The organism is Pedobacter sp. B4-66 (assembly GCF_018492665.1).
In the GTDB taxonomy this organism is placed as follows: domain Bacteria; phylum Bacteroidota; class Bacteroidia; order Sphingobacteriales; family Sphingobacteriaceae; genus Pedobacter.
The window spans coordinates 423749-449374 of record NZ_JAFVME010000001.1; the positions used below are offsets into that span (position 1 = coordinate 423749).

Below are 25626 nucleotides of genomic sequence, written 5' to 3' on the forward strand. Positions count from 1 at the left end.
TTGATTTAATTAAGCATTTTTAATTTAAATTTAACAATGGACATTGCTCATCTTGAAAATTTAATAGAAACCGATAAGAAACAAGAGATTTCAGATCTTTTAACAAGACAGCCTCAGCTTGCCAATCAAAAAACAAGTCATGGAATATCTCCCGTATTATTGGCGTGCTACTACAGAAAACCGGGAATAGCATTATTAATTGCAAGTTTTGTTTCCAACATCACCATATTTGAGACATGCGCATTAGGCAAGTATGAACTTACTGCCAAATTGATTGCCCAAAATCCGGAATTAGTAAATTCATATTCAATTGATGGCTTTACTCCACTGGGTCTAGCTACCTATTTTGGAAACGAAGAAATCTGCAAACTATTGATAAGAAACGGTGCTGATGTAAATATCCCTGCCAACAATGGCTTTAATGTATATCCAATACATTCTGCTGTCGCTATTAAAAGCTATAACATCACTAAGATATTAATTGATGCCGGTGCAATAATAAATGTAAAACAACAAGCAGGTTTTACACCTTTACACGCTGCAGCGCAACAAGGGGATATTGAAATGATTATCCTGTTACTTGAGCATAATGCTGAAGTAGATATCCGAATGGAAGGCGGAAAACTACCTGCCGATCTGGCCGAAGAAAAGGGTTTTGCAGAAATTGCAGAAATTCTTAGAGTTTAAAATCAGTCTATACATCCCAAACTCGCAAACGTATTTTCTTAATGTAATGTCTTACATCAAGAACAAGCGCAGCAAGAATATAGAACACAATAGGAAAACCTACTGCTAAAAAAGAAGAATAAATAAAAAACAGCCTGATTTTACTAATCGACATATTTAAACGCTCGGCGAGGTAGGTACAAACCCCAAAACTCTGCTTTTCAAAAAATGTAACAATGCGTTGGAACATCTTATTTCTTTAATATTTTAATTCCTATACCACAATTTAAACATTTTTTTTGAGTACAGTAATATTTATTTAGTTGTAATAACGCTTGAGACATAAAAGCATTGTGTGCTTTTATCCCGGAATCTAAATATTGTTCAATTATTATATTGTCCTCTGCAGGGATTAAGTCTAAAAAATCGAGCGCTCTATCCATAAATTGCGGCTGATCGGTATACTTGCCATAAGCAAATAAAAATACGCAAACTGTATTTATCAGTAAATTTTGAATAGATTTTCTTCCCATTTGTACACTTACTTGCTTAGTGCTTTTGTTAAAATGAAAATGTGTAAGCCAATAATCGTTAACCGGTAAATTTTCAAACAACTGATACAATTGAACTAGATTATCAACCTCTAAAATCTTAGAGAAAAGATGATTTGATTTTATAATCAATGCCGAAAACTGCGCAAGCCTTATTGTCGGAAAACTCTGAGGTCTCATCCTTAAGAATTTCCACAATGATTTATCAATAGGCTTCAGTCCGTATTTCTTCTTTAAAAAACAATACTCACTTTTCAACCGAGTAGGATATTCATCCACTAATTCTTCCCCTAAGAATCCAGCCTGACCAAATATGAGTGCCTCAATTGCTATGTTGTTATCTTTATTCTTGGCAAGGATATGCTGAGATAATGAATCAGCAAGCAACTCAAAAGGGATTGCATTCACTTTAAAACCAAAGTTACCAGCCATAAAGCCATAAAATGTCTCATCCCAATCCCCTCTTAGCTTATCTAGTTTTTCGAGAACTGCACCGCACTTTTCTTCAAATCGTTCAACAATTAATCTCGACATCATGCCCTCAATACATATCTTATCCACCTGTCCGATTTGTTTGGCACATGGAAATTTATTTAGCGACATCATCATTGCATTATAATTCAGCAACAACTCTTCTTTAAACAAACCTTTTAATACCAAAACGGGAACCACCGCCCCATTCATTCTATAAATTGGCTTATCCTGCTCATAAACTACATGAAGTATTACTGATTCATAGGATTTATCCCTTTCATGGCCATGTAAAATCCAATCAGAAGACTTCGTATGAATCTCCACATTACCGGCCCATGTTGTCTGATCTATAACAAGCTTTGCCTGATTAAAATCAGGACCGGCATGTGTATTCAGCACACCTGGATTTAATACCTGAAGTTTTTCGCCACCAACACAATAAAGCTCATTTGTATTAAAGAGTCTGAATTGCCAAATAAAGTATAAGAAGTTCTCTGAGAAATGCATCCCAACGAACATAATCCAAAAAGATTCACTTAAACAAGTAGTAGCCTATATTTTTTGTTTCCTATAATTTGTGATGAACACACCAAGGATAATCAGAACCGTTGCAATGATGATATCAAACGTTACAATTTCATCAAGAATCAACCAACCTAAAAATAGTGCAATAACAGTATTGAAATAAGAAAGCACAGATACCTCAGTAGCCGTAACCTTTTTTAAAGCATAATGATAACAGAAATAACCAACCACAGATCCAAAAATTGCCAGATAGCCAACAGCCATTAAACTTTTGATACTCCAGGATGCCACTTGGGTATCACCAGAGAAAACAAAAGCAAGTCCAAGCTGTATGATTGCAGAGAATACAAACTGATAGAACAGATCAAGAAAAATATTATCGGTTTTAAGGGTGTATTTTTTTGTATAAATTGTTCCTGAAGCCCAGCCTGTGATTGCAAAACACAAAAACATGATCCCGGTTTTATAATTAGGATCTAACAGATCGCCCAGGCCAGCTCTAAAAATAAAAGCGACTCCAAAGAAACCTATTATCACCCCCAGGAATCCTTTTAAAGTAGCTTTCTGTAACCCAACCAATACACTCCCTAAAAACACAATCAAAGGACTCAGTGCATTTATTAATGATGTTAAGCCACTGGGAATGGTCTCTTCTGCTACGGTTGTCATACCATTCGCAACCACTATCATTAAAACAGACACCAATAGTTGCCTTCTTAAATAAGGCCAGTTTTTCCATTTTAATTCATTTTTGCTTAATAATATTACAAGCAAAATTAAGGATGCCATTCCTTGTCTGATTGCAGCTACAAACCAGGCAGGAATGGTTTCAACAGCCACACGGATTCCCAGATAAGTTGTCCCCCAAACTACGGCAACACCTATTAAAGCAAATATTAATTTAAAATCTGTTTTGGCGGTCATATCAATTTCGCAGACAGTAATATCTGCTCCATCTCTGTTTGTACTTTTAAAGCCTCTTCTCTTGCTTTCTCAGCAAAGTCCTCACCTTTACTTGCATAAATAATAGCTCTTGCAGAGTTTACCAGCAAGCCACATTCTTTATTTAAGCCATAGTTGCAAACATCAGCAAGACTACCCCCCTGAGCGCCAATACCCGGTACTAATAAGAAATTATCAGGTGCCAATCTTCTTATGTTTTCAAACTCCGAACCTCGCGTGGCACCTACAACATACATCAATTGATCACTGTTAGCCCACTGTGATGAAATTCTGATTACCTCTTCGTACAATTTACCTTCAGGTGTTTCGTGCAGTTGAAAATCACTATGCCCGGCATTCGAAGTTAAAGCCAACAAGATTACCCACTTATCTTTATACTCTAGAAACGGACCTACAGAATCCTTACCCATATAAGGAGCAACGGTTATAGAATCAAAGCTCATGTCAGACTTAGCTTCGTTGAAAAAAGCATCGGCATACATGGCCGAAGTATTTCCGATATCCCCTCTTTTTGCATCAGCAATTGTAAAAATATCTTTAGGAATATATTGCCAGGTTTTAATTAAAGTTTCCCAACCTTTTAGTCCCATCGACTCATAAAATGCAGTGTTAGGTTTATAAGCAACGCACAGGTCTTTAGTCGCATCAATTATTTGCTTATTAAATTCTAATACAGGGTTTTCATATTTTAATAAGTGTTTTGGAATATTTTCCAGAACCGGATCAAGGCCAACACATAAAAAAGATTTCTTACTTTTGATTTGTTCAAATAACTGCTTCTTATTCATCAGAGGGTAAATTTTGAGTGCAAAGATGCCAAATTTAACAGTGATTTAACGTGTATTTAAAAACTTTTGAATGAATTTATTTTAAACAATTTCAAGTTTTTCTTGGAGATTAGGTTACAAATACATACAATTGCAACATAATTCTCTAAAAGTTTATCTGCTCATTCCAGAAAATCCAATAAAATTTTGTCTTCCACTATCTTTTATAGCCGTTTTTTCTGCTTTGTTCAAGTGATAAATGCTTTTTTTAAAAATTTCTCTACACCCATATAATGTTTAATAAAACAGAATTAAATGAAAAACTCACAGCCGAATTGCGTGAGATTGCAAAAACTCAGGGCATACTAAATGCTGATGAGTTACGTAAGGCTGAATTGGTTGAAATTATTGCACAAATAACGGAACAAGAAACTGGCGCTCCTGTTGCAGAGGTGACTGAGATAGCTGAGGTAACAGCACCAGCTAAAGTCAGTAAAACTAAAACCGTAAAAGATACTGGCTCTACTGAAAAACCAACTCGTAAAAGAATCCGAATCCCTGCAAAGGAAGAAGAAGGCCCAACAACGAAACCTTTCAACAGAGCTTCATTGTTTGATCCACTTCCAGGTTCAGAACAAAGATATGCAGAAGAAGCAGCTCAAGAAGTAACCGTACCGGATGCTGAGCCTCAGCCTGAAACTTCTGAAACACCATCAGAGGTTCCAGCAGAAATTGCTCAACCTGCTCCTGTAGCTGCACCGGCACAAAACGCTCCTTCAGCCGAAAATAAAAAGATTCACAAGCCTCAGAGAGACGACAACAGACCTAAAGGTCCTAATACTGGTGGTCATCAAAAACAAAATGAGAATAGCTATTCAAACCTTGATTTTGATAACACGATTACCAACGAAGGTGTTCTTGAAATCATGCCAGATGGTTATGGTTTCCTTAGATCTGCTGATTACAATTACCTGTCCTCTCCTGATGATATTTATGTATCTCAATCACAAATCAAATTATTTGGTTTAAAAACAGGTGATACTGTAAAAGGAAGTATCCGTCCTCCAAAAGAAGGCGAAAAATATTTCCCTTTAGTAAGAGTAGAAACCATTAACGGGCGCCTACCAGCTGATGTTAGGGATCGTGTTCCATTTGACTATCTTACTCCTTTATTCCCTACTGAAAGGTTAAATCTTTTCACTGAAACCAACAACTACTCAACCAGGATTATTGATCTATTTACTCCAATAGGTAAAGGACAACGTGGTTTAATTGTTGCGCAACCTAAAACCGGTAAAACCAACTTACTGAAAGAGGTAGCTAATGCAATTGCTAAAAACCACCCTGAAGTTTATTTGATCATTCTATTGATTGATGAACGTCCGGAAGAGGTAACTGATATGGCTAGAAGCGTAAGAGCTGAAGTTATTGCTTCAACTTTTGACGAGCCTGCAGAACGTCACGTTAAAATTGCTAACATCGTTTTAGAGAAAGCAAAACGCCTTGTAGAATGTGGTCATGATGTAGTAATCTTACTAGACTCTATCACCAGATTAGCAAGAGCTTACAATACTACTGCTCCTGCTTCAGGTAAAATTCTTTCGGGTGGTGTTGATGCTAATGCATTACACAAACCTAAACGTTTCTTCGGTGCTGCACGTAACATAGAAAAAGGTGGATCATTAACCATCCTTGCTACTGCCTTAACTGATACCGGTTCTAAAATGGATGAGGTTATCTTCGAAGAATTTAAAGGTACAGGTAACATGGAACTACAATTAGATCGTAAATTATCTAACAAACGTATCTTCCCTGCTATCGACATTACGGCTTCAAGCACACGTAGAGATGATCTGTTACATGACAGAGATACGTTACAACGTGTATGGATATTACGTAACCACCTTGCAGATATGAATGCTCAGGAAGCTATGGAATTTGTACAAGCACAAATAAAAGGTACAAAATCTAACGAAGAGTTTTTAATCTCGATGAATAGCTAATAAATGATAAAAAAGCATATCCCTAATGCAATCACCTGTGCAAACCTATTTTCAGGTTGCATAGGAATAGTTTATGCTTTTAACGGAGCTCTGGAAACAGCAGCATATTTTGTGCTGCTGTCCGGAATCTTTGATTTCTTTGATGGCTTCGCCGCCAGATTGTTGAACGTTAAATCTAACATTGGAAAAGATCTTGATTCTTTGGCCGATATGGTAAGCTTTGGGTTCCTTCCGGGAGTAGTAATGTATCAGCTACTTTCTCAAAGTGACTACGCTTCCCCTTACCTCCCTTACCTGGCTTTTATTATTACCGTATTTTCTGCCCTAAGGTTAGCTAAATTTAATAACGACACCAGACAAACAGAGGACTTCATCGGTTTAAATACCCCAATGAATACCTTGTTTATCGTATCCTTACCGTTTATTCAAAAAGATTATCCTTCAGTAATCAATTCTACCGTGCTTCTTATTGGATTAACTGCCTTGTTAAGCTGGTTATTAATAAGTGAGATAAAAATATTTTCCCTTAAGTTCAGCTCAAAAAGTTGGGCACAGAACAAAATAAAGTACATATTTCTAATTATATCAGCCCTATTACTGCCTTTTTTAAAATTCGCAGCAGTTCCCTTTATCCTGATATTGTATATCGGATTATCAATTTTACATTTCCGGAAAATTCCTACAGCTTAAAGTCTTTTTTCAAGATCTGCTTTTGCAAGATCTAACTGCTTATATAGAACCTGCACAAACTCAACAACTTCAGTACATGCCTTTGGTAAGTCATCCACATTTATCAGTTCACGGGCATTATGTTCTATCATTTGCATATGCAATTTTGCATCTTCCCTTCCTACATATGCGAATGTAGGTTTCATTTTATGTGCACATGTTGATACCAATGGCCAATTCTTATCGGCAACAGCGCTTTCCAGTTCAGAAAGATATACTGGTGTTTGAACTTTAAAAAGATCAATCATTTCTATGATAAATTCTGCATTATCATCCGACATCTCTCTTAGATAAGAAAGATCTAAAGGTTCATCATTTTTATTTACGTTAATCATTACAACAAAAATAAAATTAAATTCTAGATACAGATAAATTATCCTGTAACCTTTCTAATACCTCACGAACAGTTATTTTTAAAACCGGATGCACATAATCAGCTGCTATTTCAGCCAACGGTTCTAAAACAAACTTCCTATACTGCATCTGCGGATGAGGTATTTGCAGTTCAGCTCCCATATCAACTACAATATCATCATAAAAAATGACATCTATATCAATTAAGCGAGATCCCCATTTTTCATGTCTCACTCTTCCAAGCTCTAATTCTATTGTCAAAGCTTTATTTAGTACTTCAATTGGTGTAAGTTTAGTATTAATGCCTAACGCAATATTTAAAAAAGAAGGCTGATCTTCCTTACCCCATGCAGCCGTTTCATAAACCGATGATTTTTCAATTACCTCTCCTATTCCACTATTAATTAGCGCAATAGCTTCATCAATTAACTGTTCCCTATCCCCCAGATTGCTTCCAAGTAACAAATAAACTTTTTTATTATCAAATATCATATAAAAGCCTCAGGCTATTTTTTAGTTATATTTACAAAATAAATATTAAACCACCACATGAGAGAATTTTTCAAGTATGTTTTTGCAACCATCGTAGGAGTCGTTATTTCACTTGTCCTTTTTACCTTGTTATTTGTAGTAATTATTGTAGGTGTTGTCTCATCTCTCGACAATGACAAAACTGTCAGTGTAAGCAGCAATTCAGTTCTTTATCTAAATATGGATCAAGCAATTACAGAACGGACAGCAGATGATACTTTTTCAAATTTACCAATAGTAGGTGGTGACGGCGAAAAAAGCATAGGATTTAATGACATTCTAAAATCGCTTAAAAAAGCAAAAACGGATGATGATATTAAATGTATTTATTTGAATGTAACTTCTCCAAATGCAGGTTTTGCAACATTACGTGAGGTTAGAAATGCTTTAATTGACTTCAAAACCAGCAAAAAGAAAATCATTGCATACAGTGAGGTTTATACACAAGGTGCTTATTATCTGGCTTCGGTGGCCGACAAAGTTTACCTGAATCCTGAAGGTGCTCTTGAATTTAAAGGCTTAAGTTCGCAAGTCATGTTCTTTAAAGGAGCATTAGAAAAATTAGGTGTCGAAGCTCAAATAATCAGAGTAGGCTCTTACAAAAGTGCAATTGAACCGTTCATTATGGATAAAATGAGCGATAAAAACCGTGAGCAGGTTACCGCCTATTTAAATGGGATGTACAATACCTTCCTTGAAGGAATAGCGGAAAGCAGACACATCAGTACACCAACGTTGCATCAAATTGCGGATGATTATAAAATTCAGCAACCAAAAGACGCAATCGCTTATAAGCTGATTGATGGTCTTAAATATAAAGATGAAATCCTTGACGAGCTTAAATCATTAAGTGGTAAAGATAAAAAAAGCAATATTAGCAGCATTACCATAAACGACTATGCTAAAAACCTAAAAGCAGATCAAAGTGAAAGCGGATCAAACAAAGTAGCTGTAATATATGCTGATGGGGATATTGTTGGCGGAGAAGGCTCTAATCAACAGATCGGATCGGAACGTCTTTCAAGAACAATCAGAAAAGCCAGACTAGATTCAAGCATCAAAGCGATAGTGTTAAGAGTAAACTCACCAGGTGGTAGTGCGCTTGCATCAGATGTAATCTGGAGAGAAATTATTCTTACTAAAAAAGTTAAACCTGTAATTGCTTCATTTGGTGATGTGGCAGCTTCAGGAGGTTATTATATTGCATGTGCAGCCGATTCAATTTTTGTACAGCCAAATACCATCACAGGTTCAATCGGTGTATTTGGTGTAATCCCTAACTTCCAGAAATTATTAAATTCTAAATTAGGAATCACATTTGATGGTGTTAAAACCGGAAAATACGCTGATCTTATGAGTACAAACCGTCCTTTAACTGACGGCGAAAGATTGATTATTCAAACTGATGTAAACAGAGTTTATGATACCTTTATTACTCATGTATCTGAAGGACGTAAAAAATCTAAAGCTTATATTGATAGTATCGGAGGGGGCCGCGTTTGGATAGGTACTGATGCAGTTAAAATAGGATTAGCAGATAGAACCGGAAGTTTTAATGATGCAATTACTTCGGCTGCTAAAAAGGCAAAAGTTACAGATTACAGAGTAGTAGAATATCCAGAAATGATAAGTCCATTCAAATCATTCATGGAAAACAGCGCTGATAAAGTAAAAACTTATTATGCTAAGCAAGAACTTGGTGATAACTATCCAATTTATCAGCAGATAAAATCTGCTATTTCAAAATCAGGTGTACAAACTCGTATGCCTTTTGAAATTACAGTAAAGTAAGTAAAGACGTAATCGTCATTCTGACCTCGAGGAAGCTGCGAAGCAAATTTATTTCAGAATGACGATTACTGTATTTTATCCCAACCCGGATGTATAGTTAAATACGTACTATTCACAGAAACATTTTTAGGATGTACAGTAATCGCTGTAGTAAAAAAGTGATCTCCCTTGTTTCTCACATCAAATGCTATCCCCTCTTCCTCTGCGTCATAAACAACCAGAGAATCTTTTTTAACCGTATTCAAATAAACAGCAGCTTTTTTTACATTCGGAAAAACTGCCTTTATCTCATCTAGAGAGACCCCAATTCTTAAACCTTTATCCGTGCGATAATTCGTAGCACTCACAACTATTTGTTTCACATCCTTAGCGGACATAGTACTGTCCTTATAAGAAGAATAAATGGATAACTCTCCTTTTTTTGTATCCGTTGAATCTCTTAAATACCATATCCCCCAAGATTTTCCCATTGCGGCGTCACCATCACTGGGATTACCCAAAATCTTAAAAACCTCTGACATGTCCTGTCCCAGAAACACCTTATCAATCGACTTTCCCGGAACGATCATCAAATCACCGGAATATTCGGGAAACGCACCCGCAGGAAGACGAGCCTCTGTATCCTCCTCAACTGCCTTTTTTTTCGGTTCATTGCAGCCCATTACCAGAGCCAGCAACAAAACACTTAAAATATTGAATTGTCTCATAGCAACATAAAGATAAAAAAACCATGCCAATAATAGTTTAATCAAAAAACCGGGCCTTTTTATTTAATTTAGCAACGATGAGGACTTTACCTTTTGGATACCCTTATTACTATTAAAGCAAAAAATAGCTCAATGGAAAACAAGACCATCGCTCGTACCCTGCGTCTTCTATCTCAACTGATGGAACTGCACAATGAGAACCCGTTTAAAATAAAATCAGTGGCTAATGCCGCTTTTAAAGTAGATAAACTACCCTATGCCATAAAGGATAAAACTCTTGAAGAAATTGCCCAGATAGATGGTCTTGGCAAAAGTATCTCGGCAAAAGTATGGGAGCTACTACAAACAGGTACTATGGCCGAGCTGCAAGCTATTCTTGCCGAAACACCCGAAGGCATAGTAGAAATGCTTGGCATTAAAGGTATCGGTCCTAAAAAAATTGTCGTTATCTGGAAAGATCTGGGTATTGAAAACATTGGTGAGCTATACTACGCCTGCAACGAAAACCGACTTATTGAAGCTAAAGGCTTCGGCTTAAAAACACAAGAAGAAATCAAGAAGGTTATTGAGTTTCAAATGGCAGCGCATGGCAAATTCCTATATGCGCAAACCGAAGGATTTGTTAACAAACTATTTGAAGATCTTGCTGTTTGGCTTAGAAGCACCAATGGAGAACCACTTTTAGGCGTTGCCGGAGCATATCGTCGCTGCCTCGAAATTATCGAAGAAATAGAACTCGTAATAGGTTCCGAAAGTACCGACGAAATCCTTTCAAGAATATCAGAATTTAAACCTTTGCAATTTGAACTGCAAGGCGATGATGTACTTGCAGCCCAAAGCCCATCAGGCCTCAAAATAAAGCTCTACCTAGTAGCCAAACAAGATTTCTACCTCAACTGGTTTAAATTAACAGGTAATGAAAAACATGTTACCGAAGTCTTAGCCTTAGCCGGAAACGGACCTTTCGAGGATGAGCAAGCTATCTATAAAAAAGCAGGATTAGCCTATGTAGAACCTGAACTTAGAGAGGGCTTAAATGAAATAGAGTTAGCCAAAGCAAACAAATTGCCTCACTTAATTACCTATAAAGACTTAAAAGGAAGCCTGCACAACCACTCTACATGGAGTGATGGTGTTCACACTCTTGAACAGATGGCGCTTTATTGTAAAGACAACCTTCAACTGGAATATCTGGGGATTTGCGACCACTCAAAATCTGCATTTTATGCAAATGGCTTGAACGAGCAACGTGTTTATGCACAACATCAGGAAATTGATGCATTAAATGCTAAGCTTGCTCCGTTTAAAATATTTAAAGGAATAGAAAGCGATATTTTAAATGATGGCTCATTAGATTACAGTGATGATATCCTTAAAACCTTTGATTTCGTAGTAGCATCCGTACATAGCAACCTGCGTATGGACGAAGAAAAAGCTACTGCAAGATTAATTAAAGCCATAGAAAACCCTTACACTACAATTTTAGGGCACCCAACCGGCCGACTATTACTGAGTAGAAAAGGCTACCCGATAGATTATGCTAAAGTAATTGATGCCTGTGCGGCGAATAATGTGGTTATAGAGATAAATGCGAACCCACTGCGCTTAGATCTTGACTGGCGCTGGCATCGCTATGCCCTTGAAAAAGGAGTGCTCCTATCCATTAATCCTGATGCGCACAGAACCGAAGGTTTCCACGACATGAAGTACGGTGTACTTATTGGTAGAAAAGGAGGTCTCGAAGCTAAGCAGTGCTTAAATACACTATCAGCGCAAGATATCTCCCAATACTTCAATAATAAAAAATAGTATTCCTTACCTTTGTACCATGATTAGTAAGCTTTGTAATAAAATATTTCAGGACGCCATTAACGATTATCACGTTTATAACAATATAGATCAACCTATAAACAATCCTTATCGCATAAGTACCTTAGAGCATTTATTATACATGAAATGCTGGATAGATACTGTTCAATGGCATATGGAAGACGTAATCCGTAATCCGGAGATTGATCCTGTAGAGGCTTTACAGTGGAAAAGACGTATAGACGCTTCTAATCAGGAGCGTACTGATGTTGTTGAATACATTGACAGCTATTTCTTAGAAGAATATAAGGAAATACAGGCAAAACCAGATGCTAAAATCAATTCTGAGAGCCCTGCTTGGGTGGTAGACAGGTTATCTATTCTTGCCCTAAAAATCTATCACATGACAGAAGAAACTTTGCGTGCTGATGCTTCTGAAGAACATAAGGAAAATTGTGGTGTTAAACTTAACATTTTGTTAAACCAAAGAACCGATCTTTCTACTAGCTTAGACGAACTGATTACAGATATAGAAAACGGCACAAAATACATGAAGGTTTACAAGCAAATGAAGATGTATAACGATCCGAGTTTAAACCCGGTACTTTACAACCCTAAATAATTAATGGCGGGAACACCTAAAATATTAGTGATCCGTTTCTCCGCGATGGGGGATGTTGCAATGACCGCTCCTATTTTAAAAGAGTTCACTCAAAACTACCCCGATGCAGAACTACTTGTAGTTAGTCGTAGTTTATTTAAACCTTTCTTTTCAGGAATTAAAAACCTGATTTTTCATACTTTCGACCCCAAGCAAACCCATAAAGGATTTGCCGGCTTACTGAAGCTTTTTACAGAGCTCAAAGCACATAAAATTACGGCTGTAGCCGATTTACATAGTAACCTAAGGAGTAAAGTACTCACTACACTTTTTTCCCTTATCGGGGTAAAAACAGTATCCGTTGATAAGGGTAGAAAAGAGAAAAAGGAGCTTACACGCAAAACCAACAAGATTTTATCTCCTCTTGAACTTACCGTACAGCGCTATGCTGATGTATTTAAGAAACTAGGTTTCCCTTTTACTATAAAAAACACCCTGCAACAAGTTTCTGCAGAAACACCCAACAAAGAAACCCTTGCTATAATTTCTGAAGCATTAAAATCTGCTCATTCAATTGCCAATAAAACACAAAAGTGGATTGGAGTAAGCCCCTTTGCCCAACATCTGCAAAAGGTTTATCCTTTACATAAAATGGAGGCTGTAGTGTTAAGTCTTGCCGCTTCAGGTCATCACCTTTTTATCTTTGGAGGTTCTGCAGAAGAGCAAGAAATTGCCGAAGGCTGGGCTGCTAAACATGAAAATATTACCTCAGTAGTAAGAAAAATAAAGCTCGATGAGGAGCTAAAACTCATCTCCAATTTAGATGTAATGCTAAGCATGGACTCGTCCGGCATGCACCTGGCATCTCTGATGAATATACCAGTAGTTTCCGTATGGGGAGCTACACATCCCTATGCCGGTTTTTTAGGTTATGGCCAGTCCATAAACGATGCAGCACAATTAGATTTGTATTGCCGACCGTGTTCTGTTTATGGCAATGTACCTTGCTACAGAGGCGATTTTGCCTGCATGAACAATTTAGCCGAATCAATTGTTATTGATAAAGTAATATATAAACTTAATAATCAAAAGGGGATTTAACGATGAGTAAACAGCTATTACTAGTAAGACACGGCAAATCAGATTGGGGAAATTCCCATCTTTCAGATTTCGACAGGCCTTTAAATCCAAGGGGACACAGAAATGCACCAGAAATGGCGTCAAGGATACTTCATAAAGACCTTGTCCCGCAATTATTGGTAAGCAGTCCTGCATTAAGAGCAATCACTACCGCTAGGCACTTCTCGCAAGTATGGCACAAATCTCCTGAACAAATTAAGGAAGAAACCACTATTTACGAAGCGGATGTAACCTCCCTTTTAAAGGTGGTTAATAAGCTTAATAATAAATATAACAGAGTAGCCATATTTGGGCACAACCCAGGATTTACAGATTTTGCAAACTATTTAAGTGATGCAAGTATCTATAATATCCCCACCTGTGGAATTGCAATTATTGAATTCCCTACAGATGATTGGGCTGAAGTAAGTCACTTTGGTGGAACGATAATTGAATTCGATTCCCCCAAGAGTATTGATGAGGACTAAAAATGAAGGTGCTTAACTGTAAGCCCATTATTAATTAGTTGCATAAGCGAATCTACGCCAATTCTTAAGTGAGTTTCCACATAATTGGTGGTTACACTGCTATCACTTTCGGCAGTTTTTACTCCTTCAGGAATCATTGGCTGATCAGAAACCAGTAACAAAGCTCCGGTAGGTATTTTATTGGCAAAGCCTGTGGTAAAGATAGTTGCCGTTTCCATATCAACTGCCATTGCGCGTAAACCTTTCAGGTACTTTTTAAAGTCCTTGTCGTGCTCCCAAACCCTACGGTTGGTGGTGTAGCATGTTCCAGTCCAATAATCTCTTGAGTGATCTCTTATCGTTGTTGATATTGCTTTCTGCAAAGCAAATGCCGGTAAAGCCGGTACCTCTGCTGGTAGGTAATCGTTTGAGGTCCCCTCGCCTCTTATAGCAGCAATAGGCAAAATCAAATCACCCAATTGGTTTTTCTTTTTTAAACCTCCACATTTACCTAAAAATAAAACTGCTTTAGGCGAAACGGCCGTTAGCAAGTCCATCATTGTAGCAGCCATCGGGCTTCCCATACCAAAGTTAATAATGGTAATACCATTCGCTGTTACACTTTGCATTGGCTTGTCTAAACCTAAAATAGGTGCGTTACCGTTCCACTCAGAGAACATTTGCACATATTTACTAAAATTGGTAAGCAAAATATACTGACCAAACTCTTCCAACGGTCTTCCGGTATACCTTGGCAACCAGTTCTTAACAATCTCCGCCTTAGACTTTAAGCCTTTCTTTACGGCAGTTTCTACTTCTTTGTTTTTCTTAGCCTTAGCTACTGTTTTTTCATCTTTTTTTACGTCTTTTTCTTCGTTCATATATTTATCCTTTCTTTATTATTCTTTTTTTAAACCGCTATTGCTCAAATAACAAGTTAAAAAAAAATCCCCGGTAAACCGGGGATTTAAATTTCTAAGCAGCTTTTAACTTTTTAAAGTCGGCTTTCTCAAATTTCTCCACGGCGTAGTCGAGCGTAATGCTCAGTTCCTGGACACTATCATCAGACGGCACGTCAAACATTGCATCAAGCATAATTGCTTCGCAGATAGAGCGTAAGCCCCTTGCACCAAGCTTATATTCCATAGCTTTGTCAACAATAAAATCTAAAACCTCATCTTCAAATACAAGCTTCACATTTTCGTATTCAAACAATTTCACGTACTGACGCAATAATGAGTTCTTAGGCTCAGTGAGGATATTACGCAAAGCTGCTTTATCTAACGGGTTAAGGTGTGTTAAAACCGGTACACGCCCGATAAGTTCAGGTATTAAACCAAACGATTTTAAATCCTGAGGAGTGATATACTTGTATAGGTTTTTAAGATCCAACTCATCGTCGTCCTTTTTAACCTTATAACCTACAGCCTGCGTACGCAATCTGTTTGCTATTTTACGTTCAATACCATCGAATGCACCACCACAAATAAACAAGATGTTATTTGTGTTTACAGGTATCATTTTCTGATCCGGGTGCTTACGACCACCCTGAGGCGGAACGTTTACTACAGTACCTTCTAATATCTTTAATAAAGCCTGTTGTACACCTTCTCCCGATACATCTCTGGTGATTGAAGGATTATCACTTTTACGTGCAACCTTATCAACCTCATCGATATAAACGATACCACGCTCAGCTGAAGCCACATCATAATCAGCAGCCTGCAATAAGCGTGTCAATATACTTTCAACATCCTCTCCTACATAACCTGCCTCGGTAAGTACCGTTGCATCACATATACAGAAAGGTACATGCAATATCTTTGCAATGGTTTTAGCCAATAAAGTTTTACCAGTACCGGTTTCACCAACCAACATGATGTTAGATTTTTCAATCTCAATCTCGTCGGCTTTATCAACCTTCTGACTTAACCTTTTGTAGTGGTTATACACCGCCACAGAAAGTACTTTTTTAGCATCATCCTGACCAATAACATACTGATCAATATGCGCTTTAATTTCCTGCGGTTTCAATAAGGTAATCGAAGGATCTAAAGCTTTACCCTTTTTGCTACCTAACTCCTGAACCAGAAGCTGATTAGCCTGCGCAACACATTTATCACAAATGAATGCATCAAGCCCTTCAATAAGCATTAAAGTATCCTGCTTACCTGAGCCACAAAAAGAGCAACGCGATTCTTTATTTTGTTTAGCCATTTTTAATCTTTCTTACTAGCAACTAGTACTTCATCAATCATCCCAAAACCTTTAGCTTCTTCAGCTTTCATCCAGTAATCACGGTCTGAAGCTTTCTCTACCCACTCATAAGACTGGCCGGAATGGTTAGAAATGATGTCGTATAGTTCCTTTTTTAATTTAAGCATTTCCCTAAGGTTGATCTCCATATCAGAAGCCACACCCTGAGCACCACCTGAAGGTTGGTGAATCATTACACGTGAGTGAGGTAATGCAGCACGTTTTCCTTTAGCACCTGCAACCAATAAAACTGCTCCCATCGAAGCTGCCATACCGGTACAAATCGTAGCCACATCAGGTGTGATGTACTGCATGGTGTCGTAAATACCTAAACCGGCATAAACTGAACCACCTGGTGAATTGATATAAATTTGAATATCTCTATTGTTATCTGTTGATTGTAAGAACAACAATTGAGCCTGTATAATGTTTGCATTTCCGTCATAAATAGCATCACCTAAAAAGATGATCCTATCCATCATTAAACGTGAAAAAACGTCCATTTGAGCTACATTAAGCTGACGTTCTTCAATGATATAAGGGGTCATGCTTTTTGGAGAGTTGTTTGTTGCTCCAATAAAACGATCAACATTTAAACCGTTTATACGGTGATGTTTAACTGCATATTTTCTAAACTCGTCTTTATCTATTTTCATAAGTTCTTATTTTTTTTATCTGTTATGAAGCTTCCTTCGGAGGTTTCATAAGTTCCTATTTTCTTGTCTGAAATCTATTCCTATTTTTTAATAATAACAACCAAAGTAGAAAAACTAAATTGGTAATTTATTGTGGCATTGTAAAATTTGAATATCTTTTATATAAATAAGGCGGCCTTAATAAAGCCGCCTTATTCGTAATACTATATAATTAATTAAGTTTTCTGTTTCCAGATCCTACTTATTTTAACTCTACAAATTTGTTATAAGCTATTTCTTTTTGTTCGATGGTAGCAACTGATTGAATGTGTTCGAAAACTTTAATCGCTTTTACTTCATCAAAAATACGGTTAGCATTGTCTTTCTCTTTAAGGAAAGTAGCAGTGTACTGAGCCAATTGATCTTCCGGCATCGGAGCTGGACTGTACATTCTAAATTGTGCGTCTAAACGTTGTTTTGCTGTTTGGAAAACATCTTCGTATTTAATCTCGATGTTATTGTCTTTAATCAATTTGTTTTCGATTAAAGTCCATTTCAAGTTTTTAGCGAAATCATCATAACCTTCAGCTAATTCTTCATCAGTTAGTTTTTCGTTAGTAGCTTTTAACCATTTACGTAAAAACTCATCTGGCAAATCAATTTTAATGCTGTCAGTAAGTTTAGTATACATATCGTTTTGTAATTTACGATCTGCATCTTGCTTAAACATGCTTTCGATTTCTTCTGTAATTCTGGCAGTAAAACCAGCCTCATCAGTTACTTCACCTGCACCAAATAATTTATCAAAGAACTCTTGATTTAAATCAGCTTCCTCTAAACGATTTACATTTTTAACCGTTACCTGGAATTTAGACTGTAATCCTTTAGCTTCTTCTTCACTGATGTTTAATAACTTAGCTATAATAACCTCGTTTTTATCAAAAGCTTTTTGAACATCTAATTCAACTACATCATCCTTTTTTAAACCAATTAAAGATTTTAAAATCTTTTTATCAGTAACCTGATCTAAACGAATAGATCCTGTTTGAGTAATGCCACCTTCAAAAACTGAACCATCAGGAGAAAGTTGTGCTAATTCGGCATAAAGTACGTCTTCTTCTGCCGAAACTTCAGGGTTTGACATTTTGCCATAGCTTTTGCGGATGTTTTTGATACGCGCAGCTAGAGTTTCTTCGTCAGCTTTAACAACATATTGAGTAAATTTATCTTTCGAAGAAAGGTTTACTTCAACAGCTGGGGCTAATCCTAATTCATAATCAAATTCAAACTCGTCTGTATAATCCCATTTGAATTCTTTTGAATCATCCATCACAGGTAAAGGTTGACCAAGAATTTCTACTTTATTATCAGTTAAGTGTTTGCTTAAAGTTTCGCTTAACAGGTTGTTGATCTCTTCTACAAGAATACTTCTGCCATACATTTTTTTGATGTGAGCAGCAGGAACCATTCCTTTACGGAAACCAGGAAGGGTTGCTTTTTTAGCTTGATCTTTTATAGTTTTATCAACTTTTTCAGTATAATCTTCAGGTGCAATTTTAATTTTTACAACTGCGTTTAAGTCGTTAATTTTTTCCTGTGTAATGTTCATCTTTCTGAATCAATATTTTTATAACCGTCTTTATATAAAAATTCCCCCGTGTTGCGGGGGAATTTTTGTGTGCGGAAGAAGGGACTCGAACCCCCACGCCGTGAAGCGCCAGATCCTAAGTCTGGTGCGGCTACCAATTACGCCACTTCCGCAGTTAGGATTGTTTTAGGACTGCAAATATAGGGATAGTTTTTAATTCACAAAACCCTTTTCAAAATATTTTCAATAAATATTCAGCACGCCTATTCCCCTTCCTTATTATTTAATCACGATAAAAATTTCACGCTTCTGATAACCAGTAAAATACATTCAAAACATTTAGCTTGGAAATAAATTTTAGGACGAAAAAAAAATTAAAATATTTTTTCATTTAACTGCTTTTCAATAGATCGATTTCCAATTTTCGCCCAAAAACCACTCAAATATTCCTTTTTTCAAATGTTTTTAAGGACTAAAAATTTTTAAACAGCCTCTAAAAAATCAATTTATTTCCATTTTCTTTTGAAAAAAAGATAGAAAGTCCGAAATAAAATGAATTCATCACTTATTTTGAGGTCTTTTTATTAATATTTTTTCTTATATTCAATTCTTCAAATCAATAGAATCCAAATGAGGATGTAATTAAAATGGAATTTATACCTACCTAAATTTCTATTGATTAAGTTTTGAATCGGACTGAGGTCCGAAAAACAACCTAAAATACAGTCGTCCCTTACACCATACTTAAAGGGACCTTGTTCGTACCTCGTTCGACCACAGTCGAACAAAGCCCGAACAAGTCACGTTCAAGAACCGATCTACTTTTCGGACCAAAAAAAATCCTATAAAAAAAGTGATAATGAAATTTATCATTACCACTTTCTTATATTTCTTTAAAAAACGTTACTTATACCCCAACCCCATATTGTAAAATAGAAACGCCCATTTGTCGGCAATCTCTTCAATAGCTTTATCTGTAGGTTTCCCGGCACCATGCCCGGCGTTGGTCTGTATACTAATCAGTACCGGTGCATCACCTCCCTGCATAGCTTGTAATGTTGCTGCAAACTTAAAAGAGTGCGCAGGTACCACCCTATCGTCATGATCTGCGGTAGTAACTAGTGTTGCCGGATATTTCACACCTGCTTTTAAAGCTTGTACCGGCGAATACTTATGTAAGTATTCGAACATTTCTTTTGAATCTTCTGATGTTCCATAATCATAGCTCCAGCCTGCTCCTGCCGTAAATTTATGATAGCGCAACATATCCATCACCCCTACAGCCGGAAATGCTACCTTAAATAACTCTGGTCGCTGCGCCATGGTAGCGCCCACAAGCAAGCCACCATTTGAACCGCCCATTATAGCCAGGTAATCTTTAGAAGTATACTTATTTGAAATCAGGTACTCAGCCGCAGCGATAAAGTCGTCAAATACATTTTGCTTTTGCAATTTGGTTCCTGCCAGATGCCATTTCTCACCATACTCGCCACCACCACGAAGATTAGGAACAGCATAAACTCCGCCTTGCTCTAACAAAACGACTACCGAAGTACTAAATGCAGGAGTTAAACTGACGTTAAAACCTCCGTAGCCATATAACACAGTAGGATTTTTGCCATTTAACAAGATTCCCTTTTTATAGGTGATAATCATTGGCACTTTAGTCCCGTCTTTAGAAGTATAGAATATCTGCTTAGACTCATATTTTGAAGGATCGAAATCGATACCCGGCTTTTTATACACCTCCGATTTACCCGTAGTTACCGAATATTTAAAGATTGTAGTGGGATAAACATATGATGTAAAGGTATAAAACAACTCAAGCTCTTTCTTTTTACTGCCAAAACCAACAGCAGTACCTATTCCGGGCAATTTAATTTCATGCTCCAATTTACCGTCCATATCGTATTGCAACACCATCGAAACTGCATCCTTTATGTAGTTGGCAAATAACTTACCCCCTCCGGTTGATGGACTTAATACGTTATCCGTTTCTTTAATCAGGTCTTTCCAGTTTGCCGGTTTAGGGTCGGCAGCATCAACAGTAACAATACGTCCGTTTGGTGCGTTCAGATTAGTATATATGTATAGCTTGCTACCAATGTTATCAATAATGCTATGGTTTTGCTCAAAATTATCAACCACAGGGATGATTGCAGCGTTGGCTACAGAAAGATCCTTTATATACAATTCATTGCCAGAGGTAGAGTTTGCGGCAGAGATAATTAGGTAATGTTCATCTTCTGTTAAACCTGCGCCAATATACCTGCGCGGAGTTTTTGCTCCACCAAACACTAACTGATCGTCTTTCTGCGAAGTTCCCAGTGTATGAAAATACAATTTATGCTGTTCCGTTAAACCGGATAGCTGACTACCTTCTTTTGGTTTATCATAACTGCTATAATAAAAACCGGTATTACCTTGCCATGCGATCCCGGAGAATTTCACATCTGTTAGTGTATCGCCAATAATTGATTTATCGGCTGCATGCATTACGACAACGCTAGTCCAGTCTGAACCACCTGCCGACAACTGATAAGCCACCAAACTACCATCTTTAGAAAAGCTGATATCTGCCAATGAAGTGGTAGCATCTTTAGAGAAAGAATTGGGATCGAGAAACACTTCGGGCTCCCCTCCTTCTTTTTGGCGATACAGAACGCTTTGGTTTTGCAAGCCTGTGTTTTTATAGAAATAAGTATAATCGCCTTCTTTAAATGGCTGAGAATACTTTTCGTAGTTCATCAACTTTGTTAGTCGCTCCTTTATGTTTTTTCGGTAAGGAATTTGAGCCAGGTACTTCTGGGTTACTGCATTTTCTGCTTTTACCCATGCTTTTGTGTCTTCTGCACGATCATCTTCCAGCCAACGGTACGGATCTTCTACTACAGTTCCAAAATAGGTGTCTTTTATATTTTCTTTTTTCGTTTCCGGATAAGTTATGGTCATTTTTTGCAATGTATTGTTTTTTTGAGCCTGAGCAAAAGTAGGGAACATAATGACAAGTGCTAGCAGACTGCTTTTAAATGTTATTTTCATAGCCAAAATTGTTTTACCTGAAGTCTATTATTGTATTTCTACTTATAAAAATAAACAAAAAATACGCACACAACACTGTTACTTTTCTTTATTACTATGAATACGTAACTTGGGCGCTTTAATTTGCTTCTATGAAGAACTTATTTTACAAATCGGCTTGTGTTGGACTGGCACTTATTTTAACGTCTAACTGTGTTTGGGCTCAGGTAGAAAAGACAGACGACATCAGTAAAAACTCGCCTTACCATGCTTCAGCAACCAAAATAAATGCACTGGTACATACGAAATTAGATGTAAAGTTCGATTATTCAAAGCGCCATCTACTTGGCAAGGAATGGGTTACCTTAAAGCCTTATGCCTATGCCACAGATTCGTTAACACTTGATGCAAAAGGCATGGATATCAGAACCATTGCTCTGGTAAACGGAAAAAATCTGCAAACGTTAAAGTACACTTACGATGAAGATCAGCTAAAAATACAGTTGGGAAAGAAATTCTTACCCGGCGAGGCTTACACCATCTTTATTGATTACACGGCAAAACCTGATGAGTTAAAAGTAAAGGGTAGTGCTGCCATAACTGATGCAAAAGGTCTGTATTTTATTAACCCTGATAGCGCAGTTAAAGGAAAACCTGTACAGATTTGGACTCAGGGAGAAACAGAAGCTTCTTCTGCCTGGTTCCCTACAATAGATAAACCAAATCAGAAAACTACAGCCGAAATTAGCATTACCGCACCTGCAAAATATGTAACCTTATCGAACGGAAAACTGGTAAGTCAGCTAAAGAACACCAATGGAACCCGTACAGATACCTGGAAAATGGATCTACCTCACTCTCCTTATTTATTTATGATGGCTGTTGGCGATTTCAAGATCTATCGCGATAAATGGAAAACTAAAGAGGTAAACTATTATCTGGAGCCCGCTTATGCTCCTTATGCGAAACAAATTTTCGGGCTTACCCCAGAAATGATAGACTTCTATTCTAAAACACTGGGAATCGATTATCCATGGAATAAATATAGTCAGATTGTAGTTCGCGATTATGTGAGTGGTGCAATGGAAAATACCACTGCAACCTTACATGGCGCTTATGTACAACGCACACCAAGAGAAATGCTCGATGAAAGTTTCGGACAAGCAGAAAGCACTATAGCACACGAACTGTTTCATCAGTGGTTTGGCGATTACGTTACTGCCGAAAGCTGGAGTAACTTAACTGTAAACGAATCTTTTGCGAATTACAGCGAGTATTTATGGGCAGAACATAAATACGGAAAAGATCCTGCTGACGCCCATAACTACGAAGATATGAGTCAGTATTTGGGTTCTAAAAAGGAGTCGCTAAAGAACCTTGTCCGTTTCCATTATGTGGATAAAGAAGAAGTTTTCGATGCAGTATCATATCAAAAAGGAGGTCGAATTTTGAACATGATGCGCAATTATTTGGGAGATAAAGTTTTCTTTAAAGGCTTAAATATCTATCTGAAACAGAATGCCTTTAAAAATGGAGAAGCACATCAATTGCGTTTAGCCATGGAGGAAGCAAGCGGACAGGACATGAACTGGTTCTTTAATCAGTGGTATTTTAATGCCGGTCATCCTAAAATAACTATTGATTATGCCTGGGATGAAACTATAAAAACACAGAAAGTTACACTTAAGCAAACTCAGGCAGGCGATCCGTTTACCTTGCCTATGGCCATAGATGTGTACAGTGGTGGCAGTAAAAAACGCTATCAGGTAACATTTAAAGATGCGGTACAGACTTTCACATTCGCTAGCACAACTAAGCCCGACCTTGTAAACGTTGATGCCGACAAAGTTCTATTGGCTGAAAAAGACGATCATAAATCTTTAGGTGAATTTGCTTTTCAGTATGCTCACGCTCCATTGTTTATGGACAGACTTGAAGCTATAGATGCTGCCGGAAAAAACAAAAAAAATGCGGAAGGGGCAAAAGTTTTGCTTTCGGCATTAAATGACAAGTATTACTCTTTAAGAATACAGGCACTTGATTCTATTGCTTCTGATGATTCAGAGCTTTTTAGATCTGCTATGCCTGCCATTCAAAAGCTTGCTGCCGCTGATCCGAATACAACTGTACAGGCTCAGGCAATTTCTATTATAGGCGGTAATAAAAATGCTGCCGATCTACCATTGTTTAAAAAAGGATTGGGAAGTAAATCGTATGCAGTTCAGGGGGCGTCGTTACTAGCACTTGCATTACAGCAACCTGAAGAGGCTTTAGCTACAGCAAGAGTACTTGAAAAAGACAACAAAGCTGCCCTTACACAAGCAATAGTAATTATTTATTCTAAATTTGGAACAGAGAAAGAGTTTCCTTTTATCACCGAAAAATTTGCTACCATGTCTGGCCAGGATCAAATAGAACTTGTTCCTACTTATGTAAACATATTAGGTAAGGTTACCGACATTGACGCGCTAAAAAAGGGAATTGATCTTGTTAAAAGTATAGGATTAAAATATAAAAGTTACGGTTATAACGAATATGTAACTAACTATCTGGCTCGATTAAAACAGCAAAAACAAAGTGACTCGGCTAGTCTAAGCTATATTGACAGCGCAATTAATGAATTGAAATAACAACCAACAATTTGAATTAACACACAAACTAAATATACAAACCACACAAATGACAAAGAAAACCATCTTATTTTTGGCGCTCGCAGTTAGCGTAACACTCTCGTGTAAGACAAAAAAGAAAATCGTTCAAACCACTCCAGCTCCTGTAGAAAAACCAGCAGGCGACACTGAACTTGACAACATTAGAAAAAATCTTCCTGAAAGTCAGGTAGAGCGTACAAATGCCGGAATTAAATTCACATTTAGCTCAGAGATTTTGTTTCCTACCAACTCTTCGTATTTAAATGAAGGTTCAAAGAAGAGCATTTCGGATGTTGCAACTGTTTTAAAACAAAAAGATCCAAGTCGTAAAATCCTTATCGAAGGACACTCGGATAAAACTGGAACTGCAAAAATACAACCAATGGTTATCAGAAAAACGAGCAGTATCTGTTAAAAAATACCTGATTAGCTTAGGCATTAATGGCAATAGAATCGAAACTTCAGGATTAGGCGACACTCAGCCAATTGCTGACAATAAAACCAAAGAAGGACGTTTAAAAAACAGAAGAGTTGAAGTTACGTTGTTAAAGTAACAGATAACTTTTAAAGATAAATAATTCAACCTAAGCCGGCCTGGTTAATAAAGTTCCTTTTGAAGCTGAAACAGATATTGAACTGCTTTAACCAGTCGGCTACCATACCAGGAGAACATTTCTCCATCAACCAACATTACTTTTGCCTCAGGTATTACCTGCCTTATTTCTTCAAGATGTTCTTCTTTGAAGGGATAAGGTTCTGAGGATAAAAATATCAAATCAGGCTTTAATTGGGCCAGTTCGCTTAGCTCAATTTCAGGGTACCTTCTTTCTTTAATTACATTGCTAAGGCCATTTATTGCCAATATATTGTCTATAAAGGTGTCTCTGCCAGCCAGCATATATGGCTTTTTCCAGATCAGGTATGCAACTTTTTTATTGATTCCGTTTTGTACGGCTAAAGTTTGAAGATCATTGAAACCAGCGTTTATCAAATGATTTAAGTAAGAGGCCTCGGGTTGCCTGTCTACCAGCTCACCTATTTGTGTAATGGTTTTCTTGGCATCATCTAAAGTATAAATGTCGCTCATCCATACGGGATAATCTTCCATTAGCATTTCAATCTGCGATTGCTGGTTTTCTTCTTTATTGCCAATGATCAGGTCGGGTTTTAGCTCCCTTATCAGTTCAATATTTAATTTCTTAGTGCCCCCTATTTTAGTTCGCTCCGCAAACTTTTCAATAGGATGGATGCAGAATTTAGTGAGCCCTATTATTTCCTTATCCAGACCAAGCTCAAACAGCAACTCTGTTTGAGATGGCACTAAAGAGATAATCCGCTTTGGCGGATAGTTGATTAAAATTTCTCTGTTTAACTGATCTGTAAAACTGCGTTGCATGATGCAAAGATAAATGCTTCAT

At 37.2% G+C, this 25626-nt stretch carries 24 protein-coding genes and 1 tRNA gene; 11 read left to right on the forward strand and 14 right to left on the reverse strand.

The annotated features are described in order from the left end of the window. Positions 1 to 36: 36 nt before the first annotated feature. Complete coding sequence (locus J1905_RS01715) at positions 37 to 687, forward strand: ankyrin repeat domain-containing protein (RefSeq protein WP_214225450.1); 651 nt, start codon at positions 37 to 39, stop codon at positions 685 to 687. 7 nt (positions 688 to 694) lie between these two features. Here J1905_RS01715 and J1905_RS01720 read toward each other — a convergent pair whose 3' ends face one another. Genes J1905_RS01720 through pyrF form a run of 4 tightly spaced genes read right to left on the reverse strand, consistent with a single transcriptional unit; the run spans position 695 to position 3967 of the window. Next, positions 695 to 916 (reverse strand): PspC domain-containing protein, encoded by a 222-nt coding sequence (locus J1905_RS01720; protein ID WP_173092413.1) that lies wholly within the window; start codon positions 914 to 916, stop codon positions 695 to 697. A gap of 1 nt (position 917) precedes the next feature. Beyond that, positions 918 to 2198, reverse strand: coding sequence for a DUF2851 family protein (locus J1905_RS01725; protein WP_214225451.1), 1281 nt, complete (start codon positions 2196 to 2198; stop codon positions 918 to 920). Between the two features lie 45 nt (positions 2199 to 2243). After that, a complete protein-coding gene (locus tag J1905_RS01730; RefSeq protein WP_214225452.1) occupies positions 2244 to 3140 on the reverse strand; it encodes a DMT family transporter in 897 nt (298 codons plus the stop codon). Then, a complete protein-coding gene (pyrF, locus tag J1905_RS01735; protein ID WP_214225453.1) occupies positions 3137 to 3967 on the reverse strand; it encodes an orotidine-5'-phosphate decarboxylase in 831 nt (276 codons plus the stop codon). Before pyrF ends, J1905_RS01730 begins: the two co-directional genes overlap by 4 nt. A 272-nt stretch (positions 3968 to 4239) precedes the next feature. Here pyrF and rho point away from each other — a divergent pair, with 272 nt between their 5' ends. Both rho and pssA read left to right on the forward strand, forming a co-directional pair. Then, positions 4240 to 5949 (forward strand): transcription termination factor Rho, encoded by a 1710-nt coding sequence (gene rho / locus J1905_RS01740; RefSeq protein ID WP_214225454.1) that lies wholly within the window; start codon positions 4240 to 4242, stop codon positions 5947 to 5949. Between the two features lie 3 nt (positions 5950 to 5952). Next, positions 5953 to 6639, forward strand: a complete 687-nt coding sequence (pssA, locus tag J1905_RS01745) for a CDP-diacylglycerol--serine O-phosphatidyltransferase (protein ID WP_214225455.1) — start codon at positions 5953 to 5955, stop codon at positions 6637 to 6639. Here the strand turns inward: pssA and J1905_RS01750 are convergent. Continuing rightward, positions 6636 to 7013: an Hpt domain-containing protein gene (locus J1905_RS01750; RefSeq protein WP_214225456.1), complete on the reverse strand. Its 378-nt coding sequence runs from the start codon at positions 7011 to 7013 to the stop codon at positions 6636 to 6638. The genes pssA and J1905_RS01750 overlap by 4 nt on opposite strands. A gap of 16 nt (positions 7014 to 7029) precedes the next feature. Continuing rightward, positions 7030 to 7524: a 2-amino-4-hydroxy-6-hydroxymethyldihydropteridine diphosphokinase gene (gene folK / locus J1905_RS01755; protein ID WP_214225457.1), complete on the reverse strand. Its 495-nt coding sequence runs from the start codon at positions 7522 to 7524 to the stop codon at positions 7030 to 7032. Positions 7525 to 7581: 57 nt separating this feature from the next. Between folK and sppA the strand changes: the two genes are divergently transcribed. Then, positions 7582 to 9354 carry a signal peptide peptidase SppA gene (gene sppA, locus J1905_RS01760; RefSeq protein ID WP_214225458.1) on the forward strand — a complete coding sequence of 591 codons (1773 nt, stop codon included), beginning with the start codon at positions 7582 to 7584 and terminating at the stop codon, positions 9352 to 9354. 65 nt (positions 9355 to 9419) lie between these two features. Here the strand turns inward: sppA and J1905_RS01765 are convergent, their stop codons facing one another. Next, the gene (locus tag J1905_RS01765) at positions 9420 to 10061 is read right to left on the reverse strand and encodes a hypothetical protein (protein WP_214225459.1); all 642 of its coding nucleotides are present in this window, start codon (positions 10059 to 10061) and stop codon (positions 9420 to 9422) included. 132 nt (positions 10062 to 10193) lie between these two features. Between J1905_RS01765 and J1905_RS01770 the strand changes: the two genes are divergently transcribed. From J1905_RS01770 to J1905_RS01785, 4 genes are read left to right on the forward strand one after another with little or no spacing between them, the layout of a single operon-like run. Continuing rightward, positions 10194 to 11870, forward strand: a complete 1677-nt coding sequence (locus J1905_RS01770) for a DNA polymerase/3'-5' exonuclease PolX (protein ID WP_214225460.1) — start codon at positions 10194 to 10196, stop codon at positions 11868 to 11870. Between the two features lie 19 nt (positions 11871 to 11889). Then, a complete protein-coding gene (locus J1905_RS01775) occupies positions 11890 to 12492 on the forward strand; it encodes a DUF4254 domain-containing protein (RefSeq protein ID WP_214225461.1) in 603 nt (200 codons plus the stop codon). Positions 12493 to 12495: 3 nt separating this feature from the next. Further along, positions 12496 to 13572 carry a glycosyltransferase family 9 protein gene (locus J1905_RS01780; protein WP_214225462.1) on the forward strand — a complete coding sequence of 359 codons (1077 nt, stop codon included), beginning with the start codon at positions 12496 to 12498 and terminating at the stop codon, positions 13570 to 13572. A gap of 2 nt (positions 13573 to 13574) precedes the next feature. After that, positions 13575 to 14078 carry a SixA phosphatase family protein gene (locus tag J1905_RS01785; RefSeq protein WP_214225463.1) on the forward strand — a complete coding sequence of 168 codons (504 nt, stop codon included), beginning with the start codon at positions 13575 to 13577 and terminating at the stop codon, positions 14076 to 14078. Here J1905_RS01785 and J1905_RS01790 read toward each other — a convergent pair. The 6 genes from J1905_RS01790 to J1905_RS01815 form a co-directional block, all read right to left on the reverse strand. After that, complete coding sequence (locus J1905_RS01790) at positions 14075 to 14938, reverse strand: AMP nucleosidase (RefSeq protein WP_214225464.1); 864 nt, start codon at positions 14936 to 14938, stop codon at positions 14075 to 14077. The genes J1905_RS01785 and J1905_RS01790 overlap by 4 nt on opposite strands. A gap of 94 nt (positions 14939 to 15032) precedes the next feature. Next, positions 15033 to 16274 (reverse strand): ATP-dependent Clp protease ATP-binding subunit ClpX, encoded by a 1242-nt coding sequence (gene clpX, locus J1905_RS01795; RefSeq protein WP_214225465.1) that lies wholly within the window; start codon positions 16272 to 16274, stop codon positions 15033 to 15035. Positions 16275 to 16276: 2 nt separating this feature from the next. Beyond that, a complete protein-coding gene (gene clpP, locus J1905_RS01800) occupies positions 16277 to 16969 on the reverse strand; it encodes an ATP-dependent Clp endopeptidase proteolytic subunit ClpP (RefSeq protein ID WP_108203614.1) in 693 nt (230 codons plus the stop codon). A gap of 241 nt (positions 16970 to 17210) precedes the next feature. Further along, positions 17211 to 18557 (reverse strand): trigger factor, encoded by a 1347-nt coding sequence (tig, locus tag J1905_RS01805; protein WP_214225466.1) that lies wholly within the window; start codon positions 18555 to 18557, stop codon positions 17211 to 17213. Positions 18558 to 18627: 70 nt separating this feature from the next. Further along, a tRNA-Leu gene (locus tag J1905_RS01810) sits at positions 18628 to 18709 on the reverse strand. A 730-nt stretch (positions 18710 to 19439) separates the two neighbouring features. Continuing rightward, entirely contained in the window at positions 19440 to 21578 is a 2139-nt protein-coding gene (locus J1905_RS01815; RefSeq protein ID WP_214225467.1) for a prolyl oligopeptidase family serine peptidase, read from the reverse strand. A 131-nt stretch (positions 21579 to 21709) separates the two neighbouring features. Here J1905_RS01815 and J1905_RS01820 point away from each other — a divergent pair, with 131 nt between their 5' ends. The 3 genes from J1905_RS01820 to J1905_RS23685 are packed head-to-tail and all read left to right on the forward strand — an operon-like array spanning position 21710 to position 24762. After that, entirely contained in the window at positions 21710 to 24187 is a 2478-nt protein-coding gene (locus J1905_RS01820; protein ID WP_214225468.1) for a M1 family metallopeptidase, read from the forward strand. Between the two features lie 49 nt (positions 24188 to 24236). Beyond that, the gene (locus J1905_RS01825) at positions 24237 to 24623 is read left to right on the forward strand and encodes an OmpA family protein (RefSeq protein ID WP_284445082.1); all 387 of its coding nucleotides are present in this window, start codon (positions 24237 to 24239) and stop codon (positions 24621 to 24623) included. A gap of 7 nt (positions 24624 to 24630) precedes the next feature. Continuing rightward, complete coding sequence (locus tag J1905_RS23685) at positions 24631 to 24762, forward strand: OmpA family protein (protein WP_284445096.1); 132 nt, start codon at positions 24631 to 24633, stop codon at positions 24760 to 24762. 44 nt (positions 24763 to 24806) lie between these two features. Here the strand turns inward: J1905_RS23685 and J1905_RS01830 are convergent, their stop codons facing one another. Further along, complete coding sequence (locus J1905_RS01830) at positions 24807 to 25604, reverse strand: ABC transporter substrate-binding protein (RefSeq protein ID WP_214225469.1); 798 nt, start codon at positions 25602 to 25604, stop codon at positions 24807 to 24809. Positions 25605 to 25626 lie beyond the last annotated feature (22 nt).

Excerpts from the sequence above, each read along its gene's own strand:
- J1905_RS01715 (WP_214225450.1), top strand. The coding sequence starts at position 37 with ATGGACATTGCTCATCTTGAAAATTTAATAGAAACCGATAAGAAACAA.
- J1905_RS01720 (WP_173092413.1), bottom strand. The coding sequence starts at position 916 with ATGTTCCAACGCATTGTTACATTTTTTGAAAAGCAGAGTTTTGGGGTT.
- J1905_RS01725 (WP_214225451.1), bottom strand. The coding sequence starts at position 2,198 with ATGCATTTCTCAGAGAACTTCTTATACTTTATTTGGCAATTCAGACTC.
- J1905_RS01730 (WP_214225452.1), bottom strand. The coding sequence starts at position 3,140 with ATGACCGCCAAAACAGATTTTAAATTAATATTTGCTTTAATAGGTGTT.
- pyrF (WP_214225453.1), bottom strand. The coding sequence starts at position 3,967 with ATGAATAAGAAGCAGTTATTTGAACAAATCAAAAGTAAGAAATCTTTT.
- rho (WP_214225454.1), top strand. The coding sequence starts at position 4,240 with ATGTTTAATAAAACAGAATTAAATGAAAAACTCACAGCCGAATTGCGT.
- pssA (WP_214225455.1), top strand. The coding sequence starts at position 5,953 with ATGATAAAAAAGCATATCCCTAATGCAATCACCTGTGCAAACCTATTT.
- J1905_RS01750 (WP_214225456.1), bottom strand. The coding sequence starts at position 7,013 with ATGATTAACGTAAATAAAAATGATGAACCTTTAGATCTTTCTTATCTA.
- folK (WP_214225457.1), bottom strand. The coding sequence starts at position 7,524 with ATGATATTTGATAATAAAAAAGTTTATTTGTTACTTGGAAGCAATCTG.
- sppA (WP_214225458.1), top strand. The coding sequence starts at position 7,582 with ATGAGAGAATTTTTCAAGTATGTTTTTGCAACCATCGTAGGAGTCGTT.
- J1905_RS01765 (WP_214225459.1), bottom strand. The coding sequence starts at position 10,061 with ATGAGACAATTCAATATTTTAAGTGTTTTGTTGCTGGCTCTGGTAATG.
- J1905_RS01770 (WP_214225460.1), top strand. The coding sequence starts at position 10,194 with ATGGAAAACAAGACCATCGCTCGTACCCTGCGTCTTCTATCTCAACTG.
- J1905_RS01775 (WP_214225461.1), top strand. The coding sequence starts at position 11,890 with ATGATTAGTAAGCTTTGTAATAAAATATTTCAGGACGCCATTAACGAT.
- J1905_RS01780 (WP_214225462.1), top strand. The coding sequence starts at position 12,496 with ATGGCGGGAACACCTAAAATATTAGTGATCCGTTTCTCCGCGATGGGG.
- J1905_RS01785 (WP_214225463.1), top strand. The coding sequence starts at position 13,575 with ATGAGTAAACAGCTATTACTAGTAAGACACGGCAAATCAGATTGGGGA.
- J1905_RS01790 (WP_214225464.1), bottom strand. The coding sequence starts at position 14,938 with ATGAACGAAGAAAAAGACGTAAAAAAAGATGAAAAAACAGTAGCTAAG.
- clpX (WP_214225465.1), bottom strand. The coding sequence starts at position 16,274 with ATGGCTAAACAAAATAAAGAATCGCGTTGCTCTTTTTGTGGCTCAGGT.
- clpP (WP_108203614.1), bottom strand. The coding sequence starts at position 16,969 with ATGAAAATAGATAAAGACGAGTTTAGAAAATATGCAGTTAAACATCAC.
- tig (WP_214225466.1), bottom strand. The coding sequence starts at position 18,557 with ATGAACATTACACAGGAAAAAATTAACGACTTAAACGCAGTTGTAAAA.
- J1905_RS01815 (WP_214225467.1), bottom strand. The coding sequence starts at position 21,578 with ATGAAAATAACATTTAAAAGCAGTCTGCTAGCACTTGTCATTATGTTC.
- J1905_RS01820 (WP_214225468.1), top strand. The coding sequence starts at position 21,710 with ATGAAGAACTTATTTTACAAATCGGCTTGTGTTGGACTGGCACTTATT.
- J1905_RS01825 (WP_284445082.1), top strand. The coding sequence starts at position 24,237 with ATGACAAAGAAAACCATCTTATTTTTGGCGCTCGCAGTTAGCGTAACA.
- J1905_RS01830 (WP_214225469.1), bottom strand. The coding sequence starts at position 25,604 with ATGCAACGCAGTTTTACAGATCAGTTAAACAGAGAAATTTTAATCAAC.